The sequence below is a fragment of the Marinobacter sp. L-80 genome, assembly GCF_056859395.1.
Genome location: NZ_JBSXOI010000074.1, coordinates 1 through 16,514 on the forward strand (window position 1 = coordinate 1; position 16,514 = coordinate 16,514).

General features: G+C 52.4%; 13 protein-coding genes. 2 read left to right on the top strand and 11 right to left on the bottom strand.

Annotated elements, in window-relative coordinates; translation table 11 throughout:
* Positions 1–86: 86 nt before the first annotated feature.
* The 9 genes from AC13E3_RS16055 to AC13E3_RS16095 form a co-directional block, all read right to left on the bottom strand.
* The gene (locus AC13E3_RS16055; RefSeq protein ID WP_482902224.1) at positions 87–869 is read right to left on the bottom strand and encodes a hypothetical protein; all 783 of its coding nucleotides are present in this window, start codon (positions 867–869) and stop codon (positions 87–89) included.
* A gap of 914 nt (positions 870–1,783) precedes the next feature.
* Positions 1,784–2,182 carry a hypothetical protein gene (locus AC13E3_RS16060; protein ID WP_092032303.1) on the bottom strand — a complete coding sequence of 133 codons (399 nt, stop codon included), beginning with the start codon at positions 2,180–2,182 and terminating at the stop codon, positions 1,784–1,786.
* 68 nt (positions 2,183–2,250) lie between these two features.
* Positions 2,251–2,757: a hypothetical protein gene (locus tag AC13E3_RS16065; RefSeq protein ID WP_092032301.1), complete on the bottom strand. Its 507-nt coding sequence runs from the start codon at positions 2,755–2,757 to the stop codon at positions 2,251–2,253.
* Positions 2,758–2,800: 43 nt separating this feature from the next.
* The gene (locus AC13E3_RS16070; RefSeq protein ID WP_092032300.1) at positions 2,801–3,088 is read right to left on the bottom strand and encodes a hypothetical protein; all 288 of its coding nucleotides are present in this window, start codon (positions 3,086–3,088) and stop codon (positions 2,801–2,803) included.
* Between the two features lie 69 nt (positions 3,089–3,157).
* Entirely contained in the window at positions 3,158–4,717 is a 1,560-nt protein-coding gene (locus AC13E3_RS16075) for a nuclease domain-containing protein (RefSeq protein ID WP_092032297.1), read from the bottom strand.
* Position 4,718: 1 nt separating this feature from the next.
* The gene (locus tag AC13E3_RS16080; RefSeq protein WP_092032294.1) at positions 4,719–6,974 is read right to left on the bottom strand and encodes an McrB family protein; all 2,256 of its coding nucleotides are present in this window, start codon (positions 6,972–6,974) and stop codon (positions 4,719–4,721) included.
* A gap of 12 nt (positions 6,975–6,986) precedes the next feature.
* Positions 6,987–7,802: an NYN domain-containing protein gene (locus AC13E3_RS16085; protein WP_011783610.1), complete on the bottom strand. Its 816-nt coding sequence runs from the start codon at positions 7,800–7,802 to the stop codon at positions 6,987–6,989.
* A gap of 250 nt (positions 7,803–8,052) precedes the next feature.
* Positions 8,053–9,462 carry a restriction endonuclease subunit S gene (locus AC13E3_RS16090; protein WP_092032291.1) on the bottom strand — a complete coding sequence of 470 codons (1,410 nt, stop codon included), beginning with the start codon at positions 9,460–9,462 and terminating at the stop codon, positions 8,053–8,055.
* Complete coding sequence (locus AC13E3_RS16095) at positions 9,459–11,078, bottom strand: class I SAM-dependent DNA methyltransferase (RefSeq protein ID WP_092032288.1); 1,620 nt, start codon at positions 11,076–11,078, stop codon at positions 9,459–9,461. Before AC13E3_RS16095 ends, AC13E3_RS16090 begins: the two co-directional genes overlap by 4 nt.
* A gap of 90 nt (positions 11,079–11,168) precedes the next feature.
* On the opposite strand from AC13E3_RS16095, the gene AC13E3_RS16100 reads away from it, so the two are divergent.
* Together AC13E3_RS16100 and AC13E3_RS16105 are read left to right on the top strand one after the other, a co-directional pair.
* Positions 11,169–11,966 carry a methyltransferase domain-containing protein gene (locus AC13E3_RS16100; RefSeq protein ID WP_092032285.1) on the top strand — a complete coding sequence of 266 codons (798 nt, stop codon included), beginning with the start codon at positions 11,169–11,171 and terminating at the stop codon, positions 11,964–11,966.
* Positions 11,963–12,748 carry a hypothetical protein gene (locus tag AC13E3_RS16105; protein WP_139216042.1) on the top strand — a complete coding sequence of 262 codons (786 nt, stop codon included), beginning with the start codon at positions 11,963–11,965 and terminating at the stop codon, positions 12,746–12,748. The genes AC13E3_RS16100 and AC13E3_RS16105 overlap by 4 nt, the downstream gene beginning before the upstream one ends.
* Here AC13E3_RS16105 and AC13E3_RS16110 read toward each other — a convergent pair.
* Both AC13E3_RS16110 and AC13E3_RS16115 read right to left on the bottom strand, forming a co-directional pair.
* The gene (locus tag AC13E3_RS16110; RefSeq protein WP_092032282.1) at positions 12,666–15,704 is read right to left on the bottom strand and encodes a glycosyltransferase family 2 protein; all 3,039 of its coding nucleotides are present in this window, start codon (positions 15,702–15,704) and stop codon (positions 12,666–12,668) included. The two genes, AC13E3_RS16105 and AC13E3_RS16110, sit on opposite strands and share 83 nt — an antisense overlap.
* A gap of 3 nt (positions 15,705–15,707) precedes the next feature.
* Positions 15,708–16,514, bottom strand: coding sequence for a glycosyltransferase family 2 protein (locus tag AC13E3_RS16115; protein WP_092032279.1), 807 nt, complete (start codon positions 16,512–16,514; stop codon positions 15,708–15,710).

Below are 16,514 nucleotides of genomic sequence, written 5' to 3' on the forward strand. Positions count from 1 at the left end.
GTGGCGAGAAGGTCAGTTTTTGAGGTATCATTTTGGATAGCGGCTTTTAGTGTGGGTTTTTGTGTAGGAACTTGAATTCTAACACTTTAAGCCGCTTCTTCCTTCCTCATGCTACCTTCTTCATGAGAAATCCGGGCTAGAAACTCCTTCAATGAGCTGTTGGTGTCGATCAGGCACGTGCCAGTATCGGAAATCGTATGAATCGCATAATCAAGGGCCTGCCACTGTACGCTCTCAACCGGAATCCACCGGTCCTCCGACACAAAACCGCCTTTGGTTCCCTCCGAGATCCAAACCCCACGATACATTTCCGCCTCTGACCTCATCCGATGCAGATCAGCCAGCGCCGCTTCCCGTAGCCGCATACCAAATGCGCGCCACAGCAGAATGAGGGCAGCTCCGCGATAGTATTCCGCTTTTTCTGCTAATCGTACCGCTTCGATGACTTTGTCCCAGGATGCCATCGGCAGAACGGTTCGGATGTAAGTTCTTTTTCCCACTGCATCTGATGGTGACAGCCGAATCTCTTTGTCCAGACGAATTGCTCGCATCACCGTATTTACCGTCGAGATCAGATTCTGCGCATACGCGACTTCCATGCTTCCCGTTGCAACAACCGCTGCCAAATGTTCCGCGTACGCCACAGCATGAGCACTGGTAATGTCCCGGAGGTCTCGAATCGGCGGGTCGAGTTTCGACAGCCACACGAGCACGAGCTTGAACCTGGCATGGTGGGTATACCGCGTATAAAAATGGCTGTCTCCGCCATAAGCCTGTGCTAAAGCTACTTTTGCGGCATATGCCGGCTGGTGGCCTAACCCAAAGTTTCGTTGCTTGCGATTCCGTTTCAGTTGCCTGCTTTTCTTCATTCGATAATTCCTTACAGTAAGTTTTCTCCTTCAAAAAGTGCAGCATGGTTGTGTGGCAAACCCTCAGCGTATGGGGGCAGGACCGCTCGGTTCTCCACACTCGTAGGCCCTGTCCCCGTATAGCTGAGTCAGTTTTAACCATTTCCAGATCATGGCTCCGGGCCTCCGTTTGCGCTGCTGCAAGCGCGATTGAATTGTCCTCATGAACCAGCGAAACCATTTCTGGCCGGGGCGGGCTTCATGTCGTCAACATGACTCGTGAGGAGTGGGTACCACATTCAGTGGTGGGGTTAGAGCAAGAACGAAAATTGAGCGATGACGGTGATGACGCACCGCTGATCATGGGAGTGATCCACCCGGCCCGATAGGTTTCGTTCGGGGTTTCGTCGCTTGCTGAGTTGGAAACAGCTCTCTGTGCCTGATTCCAGGCGGTGAGCTCTTACCAAACCTAGTGCATCTCAATGTTTTAAGGTCATACAACCAGAACGGAAAAATCGAGATATGTTTGCTGTTAATGTCGCCAAGCCGGCGTTTTTAGGGGTGAGCTTCAGGAGCTCATTAGGAAGGGACTTCTGGATCCGATTAACAGATCGGATCGCTGTGCTGTTTTATTTCATCGAGCCCCAGCTAGGCGCGTCAGAGGCAGTGCCTCAATACCAAACCATTGTTGAAGATCTCTTCATTGATGTCCAGCGGAGTAAACGCAATATATTTGCGTTTAGCCGACCATTGGCTTTGGGGAATGAACGGCAGTCATCGGCTCAAGTGGACTCCAAGTGGACTCCAAATGGACTTTCGAAAGCTCTTGGTCAAAGCCCTACCGGGGCTCTAATTCGATTAGTCAACTTGGAGTCCACTTCGAGTCCACTTGCCAGGCGAGAAGCTATGAATCAGCTGCGGGTATTATCTCTGGCCTATTCGTAGATGATTCTATAGTTCTTGAATGCAATCTTTGGCTGGAACTCGCCAACGACTCTGACGGACGCGTTTGCCGGTATCTGACTGGAACCTTGCTGATAGGCTGCTGAAGCTGTCCCTGGAAACCACTCAATGCCGAGCCTATCAAGTGCCTCGTGGGCGACCTGCTCGAATCCGCCGGGCGCATCTAGCATCAGCTGATTCGTAAGTCTGTTGGTTCTGACTCTGGCCAAGAGGCCTTCGCCAATTGGCCAGAGAACATTCAACTCGACGAGCTGAACCAAGGCGCGCTCGATCTCATCCCGATCGGCAAGGTCGCAGAAATCGTCCGCACGGTAAACACAGGAGGCTGCAGACTGCACGTTTTGGATAATCTTCGTCTGCAAATCAGCCATTTGGACTCCCTTTTTTGGCCGAAAGGCCCGTCGACGCTCATTATATGATCACAGTAAACCTGAGCGGCTCAAGGAACTCGATAAAACCTATGAGATTGATCGTAAACATAGATCTCTTTATAACGACCATCTCGTTGACGCCGCATTTCTGACAGACATTGGATCAGCTCATCGCGTTCTGGTTCGCCTACAAAAGGTGAGAACAGTCCTACCAGAAGAACACCAGCTCCGTTCTTTTTATAGATATTCCCGATCGATGTGCTCGCGTACTTTTTTTCGACTACGGACTGAACAACGTCAGAAAAGCGAGCGTCGGGATCTCTAATAGCCTTCCGCTGTGTTGGGATATGTGCCGTGTCGTCAGCGGCATATGAAGTTAGGCTTCTGGCAAAGTCTGGACCAATGAAAGCATCGGTAATTTCGAGCCAAGTAAGTTGGTTATCCACTTCAACTACAGCATCTGGGGGATCAGGATGACTTATAACAGCCAGCGCTCTGCCTGCATCTTCAAGGTGCTTTTTGAAGGAGCCGATTACACCCCTCTCATGTGCACCCTTAATCTCACGTCTCTTCATAAATAATCTTAAAACGCTGACGATTAATGGACTAATTCGGTAATCAATCCGCTCGAATTATTGCCGTGACTGCCGACTCAGAAACCTTAATTTTGTCGCCATGAGACCAGCTTTCGTATTCCCATTGAGGATCAGGACCAATCCCAACCAATTCACCGCGAACCATGCCAGAAGAACATTCTGCCACGAGGATGTAAAAATCCGTGGATTCCCCGGCGCGCACTGTCACTGTGTCATGTGGCTTCGGAGGTCCTTGGTTTGATTTGGCATCGTTACCAATAAACATTCTTCCGAACTTCGGGGGAAGTGGGTTTTCGAACTCCTTGTACATGACACACTCCTTATGCAAGTTAGTGGGAGTATCTTAGTGACAACGTTGAGCGTCGGCGGGGTCGGAAACTTACCCCATATTGCTGAAGGTGCCCAACGCTTGGTCGAGTATGAAGTATGCGTCATCACTTTTTTTCAGAATTGCACATCCAACCCCGTGATTACACCAGTAATTCTGACTTCCCAGAACAGCTAAGTCTTGATTAGCGGGAACCAGGATTATCGATAACGAAGGCTCAGCCTGCCCGCATCGCAGAGAGTCCCGGTAAATGTGGGCGGAAGACATGGAGTCCAGAATTCGGCTTTTACTCGCTGTGTATTTGCTATCGAGGCAGATAAACCTCTTCTGTTCGCCATCCACAATTTCCAGCAGAATATCTGGACGCCGCTCCTTAGAAACTGAAAAGTACCCGTACCGGTTTGGTGTCTCAAGGGACGGACAAGTCATCTGGAAAAAGAGAGTTATTCGCTTCGAGCCCGATTGGCCCCAGAGAATCAGATCTGCAGATACCGGGGTCTGCTCCAATTGCCACTCATAATCCGGGTATCGGGATTGAAGAGCCTCCGCGAACGCCACAAAACACCAAACCTCATATATTTCCCATGTGGGCGCAAGGTAGTGCTGCTCATCGCCCCCCATATCCGAGAGGCCCTGACGCAAAAGTCGGATACCAGCCCGATAGGTCATGTTGTAGTGCGGATGGCCGGAAACGGCATTGAGATCCGCAACCCCTCGTTTCTCGACGCTCGCACTCGCAAAGGGCTCGCCCCGTTCAATTCGCCCCAACTTTTTGTCTACGGATTTTAAAAAACGAATACGCCGAGGCAACCGCTCCTTTAGGTCGGTTTCCGTTTCAGATCCTGACACCCTCAAGTCTCGAAGCTCTGAAAGCATGAATCGCGCAAGCCTGCGCACTTCGATCAACTGGCGCGCCATCAGCCGGTTAGCTGGGTTATCCATGGATGGTTCGTGAAAGGGAACGTCCAGATTGCATTGCTCAGGAGCAACAAGTGGTTCAGCGGCAAGGTCTCCGGATAATGCTGAAAGCAAGGCGGCGTTCGCTGTCAGGCGCTGTACCGTAATTCCATCAATCCTTTTGGCCATATGAAGCGGCATCTGTTCACGGCGACTGCTCAGTCGAACAATAGGCCGGTCTTGTATAGCCCTGAGTCCAGAAAGGTAACGATCAATGAACTGTCGAAGTCTGGCATAACGAAGCCATAGCGAAACGAAGCCGGACCGACCGCTTACGTTGTGCATGGCCGGTTCAGTTCCAGTGGCCAGCTGCGGCAGAAAGTCGATGATTTGTTGCAGGTATTGATTGAACTGGTCTCGCCCGGATTTATGTTGAGCTGGGGATACGTCTACCCGATAACGGATCGGCTGTGCCAATTCAGGCAACTCCAGCTCCAGGCCAACCTCGCCGGCGAAAAAGCCCGGTTCCCAGACCCAGTGTTGCCCGCTGTCATCTACATTGAGTAAAGCATCATCGACATAGCACTTGGCATTTTGATCAGGAATGCCGATCAGATAGGTTTGGGCTTCACTCAGGCCCAGCAGAGCCTGCTCAGTATCCAGGTAACCGAGCGGTTCGATTGCGGCCGTTGACGCGAAAACCGGTAGTTTCATATCAGCGCCAGAATCGCATCATTCCGGTATCGGCCAGGTCAGATTTCAGTGACTCAACTTTGGCACGACATCGCTTCAGGTCGTAGTCAGCCAGAACCGAAATCAGCTTCACCAAGGCCTCGTGCAGCCTCTGGCTCTCGGAGCCCCTCAACTTCGGAAGCACCCGTGCGTAGATAACATCGTCCAGCGCTTGAGATAGCTCGATTTCCGGAGTTTTCTGTGCCAGAGAAAGGTAGGACAACACATCCTCAACGGTGCGCCAGCCAAAGTGCAGTCGCTCGGTTTCCAGTGCTGCGAGAAGATCGGTCAGGCAACTTTTCACCCGAGCCAGATCCTGTCCATTCAGCCCGAACTTGTGCCAGTTCGGATAAGCCTGCAGATTGATGTCCCAGAACTCCATGGTAAACGCTCGATCCAGCACCTTGTCGGAAATGCCATGAGTGGTTTCGTCCATGTTGACGGTGCCAATGAAGGCCACGTTACTAGGGAATGGGAGAGTGCTTGGCACTCCATCAAAGGATTTTCCTTCATTATGCAGCAGCAAGTGTTCCCCTGTTTCCATGGCAGACAGAACGGGTGCGAAATATTGCTCTGGGTGAGACAAGTTCATCTCGTCCAGGATCGCAATGAAAGGTTGGCCAGGAGAGTTGGCGGCTTGCAGCAGAAAATCCAGCAAGGGGGAGCGTACATAGTTGTCCGGCCGTAATGGGTTAATGTGTCCGAATAGTGGGGATGGGTCATACCAACCAGGCTGCACCGCCTGTACAAACACGTGCTTGTCTGCCGGAAGCCCGAATTGCTCCGACAGTGCTTGCCCATACCGTTGAGCCAGAAGTGTCTTACCTGACCCAGACAGGCCAGCGAGGATGGCAAAATGTCTCCGTTCGTGGGACCACAGTCCAAAGTGCAGCTGGCTTGCGAGTCTGGCAGAAAAAGCGGTGCTGGCAGTTACGGCTTTAATCAGGGAGCCTTGATCGATACTACTTATATCCAAAGACGCTTCATCGACATCTACTGAATCACTCTCTTCCCCGAGATCCTCGGGATCGAGGAATTCCGGCTCCCAGTGAATCTGTGCTGCCCATTCCTTGCCGGTTTCAGTGAGTGAGAACAGCCCATTCTCCGAGTTTTGGACCAGATCAAAGCCTTTTAGCCATTTGATGATGCTTCCGGGCATAAAGTTCGAGGTCCAGCCGGAATTCACCTTCCTAAGCAGGTTATAGAGCTGACGGCTGGTTTGGTCTTGTTTCCCCAACGCCAAAAGAACGTGATCGATACCCAGAACCCGTGTCAGAAAGATCGGGATCAGTTCTCGGGGATCTTTGGTATCCAGATATAGCTGCCCACGCGTGGTTTTCGTGACAACGCCTCCGTGTTCCTCAATGACATAGAACTCATTCTTCAGAACATTGACCGTCGTCCGCAGGCTGCTTTCCCGGTAATCTGGAAACTCAGACCTCAGAAAATCAATGAGCTCGTCGCGTCGAACGCCATCCTCAACAAAGCTCAGTGCTTTGATCAGGGTAGCAATACCGCCACGAATGCTAGTCAGGCCCTTACGTCTTTGAATCGCAGGAAGCGGTTTCAGCTTCACTTCACCTTTATCATCTGCCTCCTCCGCTACCGTTTCAGTATGGGAGCCCTGAACATGCCCTTCATAGACAAACCAGGGCAGTGTCATGCGTTCGGCAAGCGCCTTAGGTGAGCTTTCTACTGGGCCCAATAGCTGTTCCAATCGGCGCATCAGATCATGTTGGCAAGTGACCACTTTCGGCCGGCGGGAGGAATCGCCAAACCAGGCCCTGTGACATTCTTGGGCCATAAGGTCATAGGTGATAGTGCTGAAATATTGCGGATAGAGGGCAGCCATCACCCGACAGATTTTCACCCACGCAATCCGATTGGTGTACTTTTTCATCCGTGCAGCGATTTCGTCATGGAAGGCTTGGAGTCGGGTGATTCGGGCTTCTGAACTTTCAGGTAGTGGCTTAAGCGACTCCTCAGCAATCCAGGATCTGAATTCAGGATCCTCAAGAGCAGCCGAGATATTGACCGTACCCATTCCCACACCGCTGACGGCATTTCCCTCCCAAAGCTTTTGCTGAAATTCGAGAGTTTTGCGGGTCTCCAGGTCTGCCCCTTCAACATACTCTAAAAAATCCGTCAGGCTGGAAACCCAGTCAGGATTTCGCTCACTGGGGGAGATGTCGTCCAGAATGGTTTTGAGTTCCGTGTCCTTAGAGAGATCGGAGTGCACAAGCTATTCCTTTTATTCTTGGGGAGGAGTTCGGGTACCGGGTTTGGGGAGACCAGATTGAAGGCCGTCAATATGCTCGAACAAATCAGCGTTGACCTCCTGCCACAGCGGATCAAGGATGAATTCAATCCCCTCACGCCTTGCCATTTTGGCGGCTGGAACAAAGTCGCTGTCCCCGGCCACCAGAATGATCGTATCCACCTGCTGCTTGAGTGTCAGTGACGCGATATCGATACCGATCCGCATATCCACACCTTTTTGATGGAGCCCCAAGCTCACGGTACCGCCATCCAGAGAGCTCCAAAGGTCTCTCAAATTTAAAAGGCTCTGTGTCTGTTCGGGGGTCAGAGTGAGGCTTGTCTCATCTGGCAAAGCATCACCTTCAGGTGACGGGATTTGATCAAGCGCAGACAGCCATTCACGGGTTTTCAGGAGCTTTTTCGTGTATCGGGGGTTGATGGTCCAGTCGCGATCTTTATTGACCTTGCCGAGCCTCAGAGCAACTTTTCGCTGCTTTCTGAGTGCATCAAACAGTTCGTGACGGTACTTGGCGACGTCGGACTTGGCAAAATCGATAGCACGATTGTCGATGGGATGGTGGGCTTTGCCGTCATAGGGCAATGCATCGTAGAAGAAGATCCGGTAGACATGCTGGTGCCACTGTCGACTGCTATCGCCAGTCAGAAACCTGATGTGCTGCTTGCACATTCGGCGGATGCAGTCGGTTACCTTGGTTACGGTATCGCAGTCATCGGCATTGACGAGTTTGGGGAGGCGTTTGAGGAAGAAGCCACCATCGATAAGGATAGCAATGTTGCGGTGGCTCATGGCTGACTCCCGAAAACGGAGATTTTCGAGAGCCCAGAAATAAGAAAGCCCCAGGGGATCGGCGCACCCTCCGGATGTATGAGGGGGCTTACTGCCAAGGGGCGGATGTGTTGCGAAGTTTGGTAGCCAAGCCTGCTGTTGTCAAGTGAACTTGACGGAAAATGCCGATAACGTCCATGTTGCATCATGTCGCCTTTTTTCTCAGATTATTTTTAACATCCTGAATTCTAAAGGGTAGTTCAGAGAGAGATTAAACGGTAGTCGGCTTGCTTCGGGTTTTCTTCACAGGCTTCATTGCCGCTCGCTCCGCCTGGACCCGCTCCAGCAGGGCCTCCGCACTGTTTTCCCCGCTGATCAGCTCCGGGTTGTCCTTGCGCCATTGCTCGGTAAGTTCGCCGCGGAAGGCTTTGGCCAGTATGGACTGGGTGAGGTTGTTGACGCGGGCCAGGGCGTTGTTGACCTGTTGTTCGATGCGGTCGGCGTGGGCGAGGAGTTGGTCTACTCGGCGGACGATTTCGGTTTGTTCCTTGATGGGCGGAACCCTTAGCGGATATTTCTTTAATGCCTTGCCGGTCAGGTGCTTGATTGTCGTGCCTGTGAATAGCTGTTCCAAGGTCAAACTATCAGCATCATGCTTCAGATTTAAGGCCAGCCATTCGGGTAGTAATGCATCTGAGACTCTGGCCCGGTGGAGAGCCTTCTGAAACACCATCTGCTCTTCAACTCGACCATCCCAGATCGCGCATCTTCCGGGTTCTCCGCCCTCACAAATCAGGACATCACCAGCGCGAATGGACAGCTCATTCCTCTCTGCTTCTGATACCAGGATTTCCTGAACTTCGGATAAATTGAAATCGAACCATCTGACATTAATGTTGCCGAGATACTTGGTTGGAAGACCGCTGTTCTTGGCTTTATCAAGCATCTTTCCCAACCGACTCTCTACCAGATCAGGGTAGAGTTTGACTTCCCAGGTTTCAGGAACCGGCGTCCACTTCCAGTCTTCTGCAAGCGAATGAACATACGACCCGGAATGCGGCCGCCACTCCTCCGTCAACCGCCCACTGACCGCCGCAGCCAGCACGGACTGGCGGAAGCGTTTGAGGATTTGCGGGATGCGTTCGAGGCGGGCTTTGGTGTTTTCCACCTGGGCCAGCAGGGTGTCGAGTTTGTTGGCGATGACTTTTTGTTCGGCGAGGGGTGGAAGCGCAATCCCATGCTCTTTGATGAGAGCTTGAGAAATGTTGGGCTGTGCTCCCCCTTTGCCCTTCGCAATGAAGGCGTCTTTCTCATTTCGGAGTAGGTAGTACAGAAATGTCGTATCGGTAATTCCATCGACTGGTTGGCCAACTGCGCATGCCTGATTAGTCGTTGCGTTGAAACCCAGAATTGATGTTTTGCCGATCGTTGCACCATACATGGCTATTACAACGGAACCTTTTGGAAAGTATTTCGCACTGGATTTCTGTAAGCCAAGTCCAGTGATGTATTCACTTGCGCCCGACAGGACTTTTGGACCGAGATCACCAGTTTTGACCCAAGGCACATCCCCACCGTAGTACTCGCGATTTTTCCGCGAGGGCGTACCGCCTGAGCCCCACTGTGCGACGGTACCTAATGTCGTTTTGTGCCATTCCGATGGCATAGAGCTGCCAGTCATGAATTCTCACCCATCACTTCCCGCAAAAGCACGCTCGCCCCATCAGCCTCCTCCTCAGCCCCCAACTCCCGCATCAACGCATCCAGCTCGCCAAGCGCCTGCACCAACTCTCCCATCGCCTCACCCGCCAACACACTCGGCTCCTGCAGGTTGGCCGCATCCACACTGTCACTGTCCTTCAGCCAGGAAATATCCAGGGAGTCACCCTTGTGCTCGGCAATCCACTGGCGGCTGAAGCTCCGCCAGCGGCTGTGGGCCAGGCGCGGGTCGACGCCTTCGTTTTCGTCGCTGTGTTCCGGCAGTTCGATGTCTTCGGAATGGAAGCTGTATTCGCCCTCTTTGCGTTCGCTGTCGCCGTTGGGGCTTTCCCCATACACGTCTTCAAACGGTTTGAGGTGCTGGCCGCCGAAGGGGGTGCGTTTGCCGAAGCTGGGCATGTTGGTGCGCAGGTCGTAGACCCAGACGTGTTTGGTGCAGTTCTCTTCCTGATATTTGTCCGTGGCGCTGCCTTTGGTGAAGAACAGCACGTTGGTTTTCACGCCCTGGGCGTAGAAGATTCCGGTGGGCAGGCGCAGGATGGTGTGCAGGTTGCACTTGTTCATTAAGTCCCGGCGCACGTCGGTGCCCACGCCGGCTTCGAACAGCACGTTATCCGGCAGTACCACGGCAGCGCGGCCACCGGGTTTGAGGTTGCGGTAGATGTGCTGCAAAAAGGCCAGTTGTTTGTTGCTGGTTTTGTACGTCAGGTCGTCCCGCGTGATGCTGGCATCACCTCCCTTGCTGGTGCCGAACGGCGGGTTGGCTAGGATCACATCGGCCTTTTCCAGCCCGGCGCCGGTCTGGCCCAGGGCGTTGCCCAGGTGCACCACGCCTTCTGCATCCCCTTCCATGCCGTGCAGCAGGCAGTTCATCAGGGCCAGGCGGCGGGTGCCCGGCACCAGTTCGATGCCCACGTAGGCCTGGGTGGTCTGGAAGGTTTTGTCTTTGTCGCTCAGCTCGTACAGGTCGTCGGTCTGGCTTTTGATGTATTCGTGGGCGGCAATCAGAAAGCCCGCCGTGCCCGCTGCCGGATCCTGAATATGTTCGCCAGGTTGGGGTTTCAGGCAGCGCACCATAGTGTTGATCAGGGCGCGGGGCGTGAAGTACTGGCCAGCGCCGGATTTGGTTTCGTTAGCGTTCTTTTCCAGCAGGCCTTCGTAAAGGTCGCCTAGGCCGTCTTTCTGGGCGCTGAACCAGTCGATCTGATCCAGGGTTTTGATCATCTGCTCCAGATGGCGCGGCTCCCGCAGGCGGGTTTGGGCGTCGGCGTAGATGGCGCTGATCAGCGGATCGTCGTGCACCAGATTGCCCTCGCCATCCTTGCCGGTGGACAGGCTGAGCAGGATGCGTTTGTAGTCGTTCAGCAGGTTGATGCCGGATTTGCCGTTAATGTCCGTCCAGCGGCAGCCCTCCGGCAGCGGGTGCTTTTTCAGCGTGCCGGCTTCGGTGTTCTCGTGGACCATTTTGATGAACAGCAAAAGCACCAGTTCGGTGACGTAGTCCGAGTAGTTGATGCCGTCGTCCCGCAGAACGTCGCAGAGGTTCCAGAGTTTTTGGACGATGTCGTTGTTGGTCATGTTAAGAGCCAGTGCCTGTAGTGAGGAGCTATGGTTAGATAGCGAAGGAATTTACCATTTTCTGGGCTTTGATGTTAAAGCACTCATCTGATGGGTAATATCCTTGTCCAAATCGTTGTTTTAAGTCCTAGCCAATGCACGGAGCTGTATTTGCGTCACGCTGCCTATCGATTGATTCACCGTTTCCTGAACCCCGTACTTCCGGACTCTCGCCTGAGCACTTTTTTTCGCTGGAAATCCGCGCTGACATTGGTGGGAACGGAATTTCACGGTGAAAACCTCCGAAGAAATCGGGCAAAACTGGAGCGGCTTTTTGACCCAAAGATGGCGCTTCAACCTGAGCTCGCGAGACTTCTTCCGAACGATTCGAACGCTCTCTATAAGGTTCTGGATGTGGGAGCAGGACCGATCAGCAAGGTCGGAAAAATCGCGGATGGCAGCCCCATAGACCTGATCCCGGTTGATCCTTTGGCAGACGACTACAAACAACTGTTGGCAAAGAATGATTTACTGCCGCCGGTTCCCACGCGGAAAGGTTATGGGGAGAGGCTTTCGGAGCAGTTTCCAGAGAATAGTTTCGATCTTATCCATGCGCGGAACAGTGTTGATCACTGCCTGGATCCGGTCGTGGTCATTCTCAATTGTGTTCGCGTACTCAAGCCCGGCTGCCATTTTTATCTGAACCATTATCGTAATGAGGGCATCGCTGCAGACTATTACGGGCTGCACCAGTGGAACTTCGATCTGCTGGATGGTCAGTTTGTCGTTTCTGACCGCTTTGGCAAGGTGATATCCATTAGCTCTGCGCTGGAGGGTATGGCGCATGTAACTTCGGTTGAGAGTCAGGGAGACCGAATCATTGTTGTTATTCAGAAAACAGAATTATGACTTCGAATACCGAGCAATGGCATGTGATCGGGAATGGTCCTGGAAAGGCTGAGATCAGGCCAAATGAGAGATTGATACGTTTCAATCAATCAGATCCCGGGCCAAAGTCATCAACTCTTGTTGTTTCAAATGGTCGCGGAAAAGGGATCAACCAACCGTTCCTCGTTGAAGGGCTGCAACCACCTCATGATTTCGAGCGCAGTTTGAATGAGACTTCAGGGTTTCTAGAAAGCCGACTGGGAGTTCGTCCCTCTGCAGGGCTGACGACCCTTGTTGCGTTGAGAGAGGAGCCCAGTAGCCTACGAATTAGCTGCATGGACCTTCTTCCTACTATTGCGCGGCCAGAGCAGTTGTCGAACCGTCTGCCACTAGCGTGTTGTTTTCATAATTGGTTGGGGGAACGCCGCATTGCATTGTCATGGGCGCACAAGCTCGATTGGTCTGAGTTCTGGTTGTCTGAATTGGAAGGTTCCAAGTTGAGCCAGGCCTCCGACCCATACCCTCCGCTTCTGTCACTGTCTTCCATTGAGAGGCAAGAAGGTTTGAGGCTGATACGGTGGCTGGCCGGGCAACCTCACGCCTGTTGGAAAACACACGCAACAGAAGAGCTGCTCATACAGGCAGAACATTTGTTCTTCTTGAGAAGAGGTGTTCGCGATACGTCGAACTGGTGGCTTTTCGATTTTGAGGCTTCTGGGCTTATGGCGAGGATTCATCGCACGCTGGCGATGGCTCAACAGTCCCTTCTTTCTCCAGTGCAGGCTTTGCCAGAATCTCTTTAAGAGCCGCAACTTCCTGTTCTTTGTGTGTGGCTGAATAATCATCCCGTTCGTGCCAGTAGGCATACCCAGCGTCGAGATAGACGGGGCTTCTAGCCAGCTCAGCCATCGGTAGCATGGTGGCGTAGTCGGTCACCTGCCGATACCAGTCATCGTCGGCCGTTTTAAGATGTTGAATCGGAATGCGATCGAAGAGATCTTTGGTAAACCCCCTCATGTGGGCCCAGGTATTGCCACCGCCTTTTTGCCTAGGGGAATTGTAATCCGGTTGATAAAGCTTCAGCGGTTTGTTCGGTCGGAACATCGGCATTTGAATGAGATCATGCCCCTTCGCTCTTGCATGGAGTAACTGCTCGACAACGGTGTCCTGCATCAGGTAATCATCCTGATCCAGAATCACGATCATTGACGATGGATCCGTGCAAATCTGGCTCACGGCTTTTTGCATATTGGCGATATGGCCCTCACGCTTGATGTTCCGTACCAGCGTGTAACGATTCTTGAACGGGCGCATCTGTTCGGGATAGTGCCAGGAATGGGCGTAACCGCTGGCATCATCAATCAGAATTACTCCGAAGCTGTGGTCTGACTGCTGTTCCAGAGATTTGAGGCAACGCCGTAGTTTTATGGCAGATGTGAAACGTCCCTTAAGCAAGAAAATTACAGGCTCATGCCGCTGCGGATACCGCCAGGCCGCGTTTGGCACGAGGTCAAACTGTTCGGCTTGCTTCGCAGGAAAGATGCCCTGGGCGACAAGATCTCGTATTGCAGAGTATTTCAGCGACGCTTTGTCTTCATTCCGCGGGTGGATATAGAAACTTTCAGGGTTCCCACCTCTGAGGGAAGTATGTCTCCCACTTTCTTTCTGGAATTGCTGTAGGGCACGATGCCAAGTGAGTTGATGGCGGCCGTCGTGCACCGGATTGTTGATTGGCAAACAGCCACGGATTCGATGCAAGTCGAGAAGACCGAATCGCACTTCAGGAGGGAATTCACCGGCTTTTCCTTGGTACGCCAACGCGTCGTTCGTCGCCTTGGGAATATTGAATCCTACGCTGAGCGCACCATCCACAGAAATGGCATCAAGCATGTCGGTCAGATAATCATGACCCATCCTTTTTCGGCCAACCAAAACATCGCAGTCACATTGAAGGACATAGCGAGTCTGGATTTTAGAAAAGGCCCAAACTTGGGGATACAGCGGTGCATTATTAATGGTGTGGGTGTCTGAGGCTTCGGAAGTACCAAACCACTGCTCGTAGATGGCCTGTATGGACTCTGTGCCTTTTGGTGGCGTCAAAATTTCATGTATTAATCCATCAGCTTTTAGCCGGGCGGCCTGATCCAGAACGCTTTGTAGGTCTGGTTCTGCATATTGTCGAAGAAAAGGCCCGGCATACCCATCAACCAGCAGGATTGTTTCAGCGAAAGTGGTTGGGAAGGAGAGCTGGGTGACGATATGAGCGACTTGTTCGTACAAGCCATCAGCATCCTGGGCGCAGCATTTGATAAGGAGCGTAACGTCAGCTGCTTCGTTTTCGGCGACTGGGGCTGTAGTTACGGCTGAATCTTGGCCGTGAAGACCGGAAATCAAGTCGCGATAGAAGTTAGTGAATCCGGGAATCTCCGATAAAGCTTCTTCTGGTCGAAGAGTCGACGATCTTCGCACCAATTCCTCATCGTCGTAGCCGAGTATTCCGATGCCGTAAAGCCGCGCGCACATGTCCAGAAAATACGAAGTCGTAAGCGGCTGAATATCTTTTCCTATGTCGATGTAATGAAGATTACCCTCAGGCGTTAGCCGCAGGTTGTCACGCTTGATATTCAGCGTGGCAATGCCGGCTTTGTAAAGTGCCTGAAGGAAATGCACGACCTGGTCGAACGGTATGTGTTTTCTTATCGTTGAATAGGCAACCTTCGGTGTTACATAGTGCCAAAAGCCTTCTCTGGCCTGAGACCATTGAACCGGCGGAATAGGTGTAGCTTCATTCTTCAGAAGCTCCTTCAGCATTGTCACTTCGGTGACAGTCATCGACCAAGGGTAGAACTGCTTTCGGACGGTATCGCCCTCAAGCCATACGGCACCCTCTAATCCGTAACCGACTAGCTCCTGATCATTGTTTTTCAGCTCAAGAAGCTTCTGCGCCACAAAAGCCAGTTTTTTGCGGCTATCTGCCCAGTAACCTGTGTCGCGATTGAATTGAGTGTCATTGCCAGTTAACGAATAGATGGCATAGGTGGGTTCGGAGACAACACTCACTCGATCCGGGAAGTCAAAAAGTAAACGCATTACCAACCAATGATCTTCAGCGCTGCGGATATTCGGGTAGCGTAACCCCGCGTCCGCTCTCAGTAGCAAGTTGCAGGAGGGAAGCTCCCTCTTTTGGCCTTCTATACAAAAGCTTTGTACGAGTTGAACCAGGGCTTCTGTATTCAACAGCTCCTTGGGTGAGGCATGGTTGATATTTGAGGAAAGCGAGCCGTTGATTCTGAGCTTGTTGCTGCCGATTGCCGCGATCGAATTTTGAGTTTCTGCTTGGCGGTAGAGTGCTTCGAGGCTGTTGGTAGCAGCGAACTCGTCGTCTGCATCTAGCCGCGCCACCCATTTTATCTGGGGCTGCTTTTCTGCCCAGTCGAGGATCTGATTCCGGGATCGCGCCGGGGAACCACAACGTGCCGTTAGTATCGTAATGGCCGGATGGTCGAGAATGGCACCTGTGATGTCCCGCCAGTTTTCTTCAGATTGATCATCCAGTACCGCAATTTGTGCCTTTCTCTCATCGACAAGAGTTTGCTCAACGGCGCTTTTTAGCGCTCGTTTCAAGAGCTCTGGTTGGTTTTGGTGAGAGACCGCAATAACAACCGGCGCAGCCCTGAATTCATTGCTGGCGGCATTCAGGCACTGGAGCTTTCTCAGAGTGAGAATCTGCGATGTTCGGATCGGGGCACGAAGAGGCAAGCGTTACATTCCCTGTACAGTTCGTTCGATAGTCATTTTGTTCAGACCAAACAGCGATTCCATGCGACGGAAAAACTGTTCCCGTTGAATCGGGGACATTTTCCCGCCATGGAACCTCAGAAACTGAGCGCTCCCCTTGAGCTTCTGCTCAGACCCGACAGCAGATAATGCATCAGGAGCTTGATTGATGTGCCAATCAACGGTGACCCGGCGAGTGTATTGAATGTCGAGGTCACCCAATTCGAGTGCCCGGATGGCAAAGTCTCTGTCGTTACAGCTAATGAGCCCGTCGGTGTATCCGCCGATGCGTAACGCGCTTGATAGGCTGATAAACGTGTTCGAGCCCTGCCAGCCTGGGTTTCCGATGAGAAAATCAGCCGCGCTGATATTATCAGGGATGTTTTTCGCCAGAATAGTGCTCCTGCGGACTACGTTTATCCCAGACAAGACGACATCTGCTTGCCCATTTTTCGAAGTCGTTTCGCAGGAGCGAAGGTGGTCTGGGTGCCACTGGTCGTCATCATCGATAATGGCGACGTAGCAATCCTTGTACAAATTACTGAGGATTGAGAATCCTGTGTTCCAGGTGCCGGCAGCCCCCGGGGAGTTTTGGTTCTGACCGAAGACCACTTTCAAGGAAGGCGTATGCCGTCTCAACATATCTTGCTCTGCGGCCGACAAGGGTCTTTCATCAGAGACGACTACGATTACGTCTGGCTTGCGTTGCTGGGCTTCAACAGCAGGCATGGCATGCCTAATGAGCAGGTTAGGCCGTGGCCTCGTGGCGATTACAACAGCAATGGGTAACAT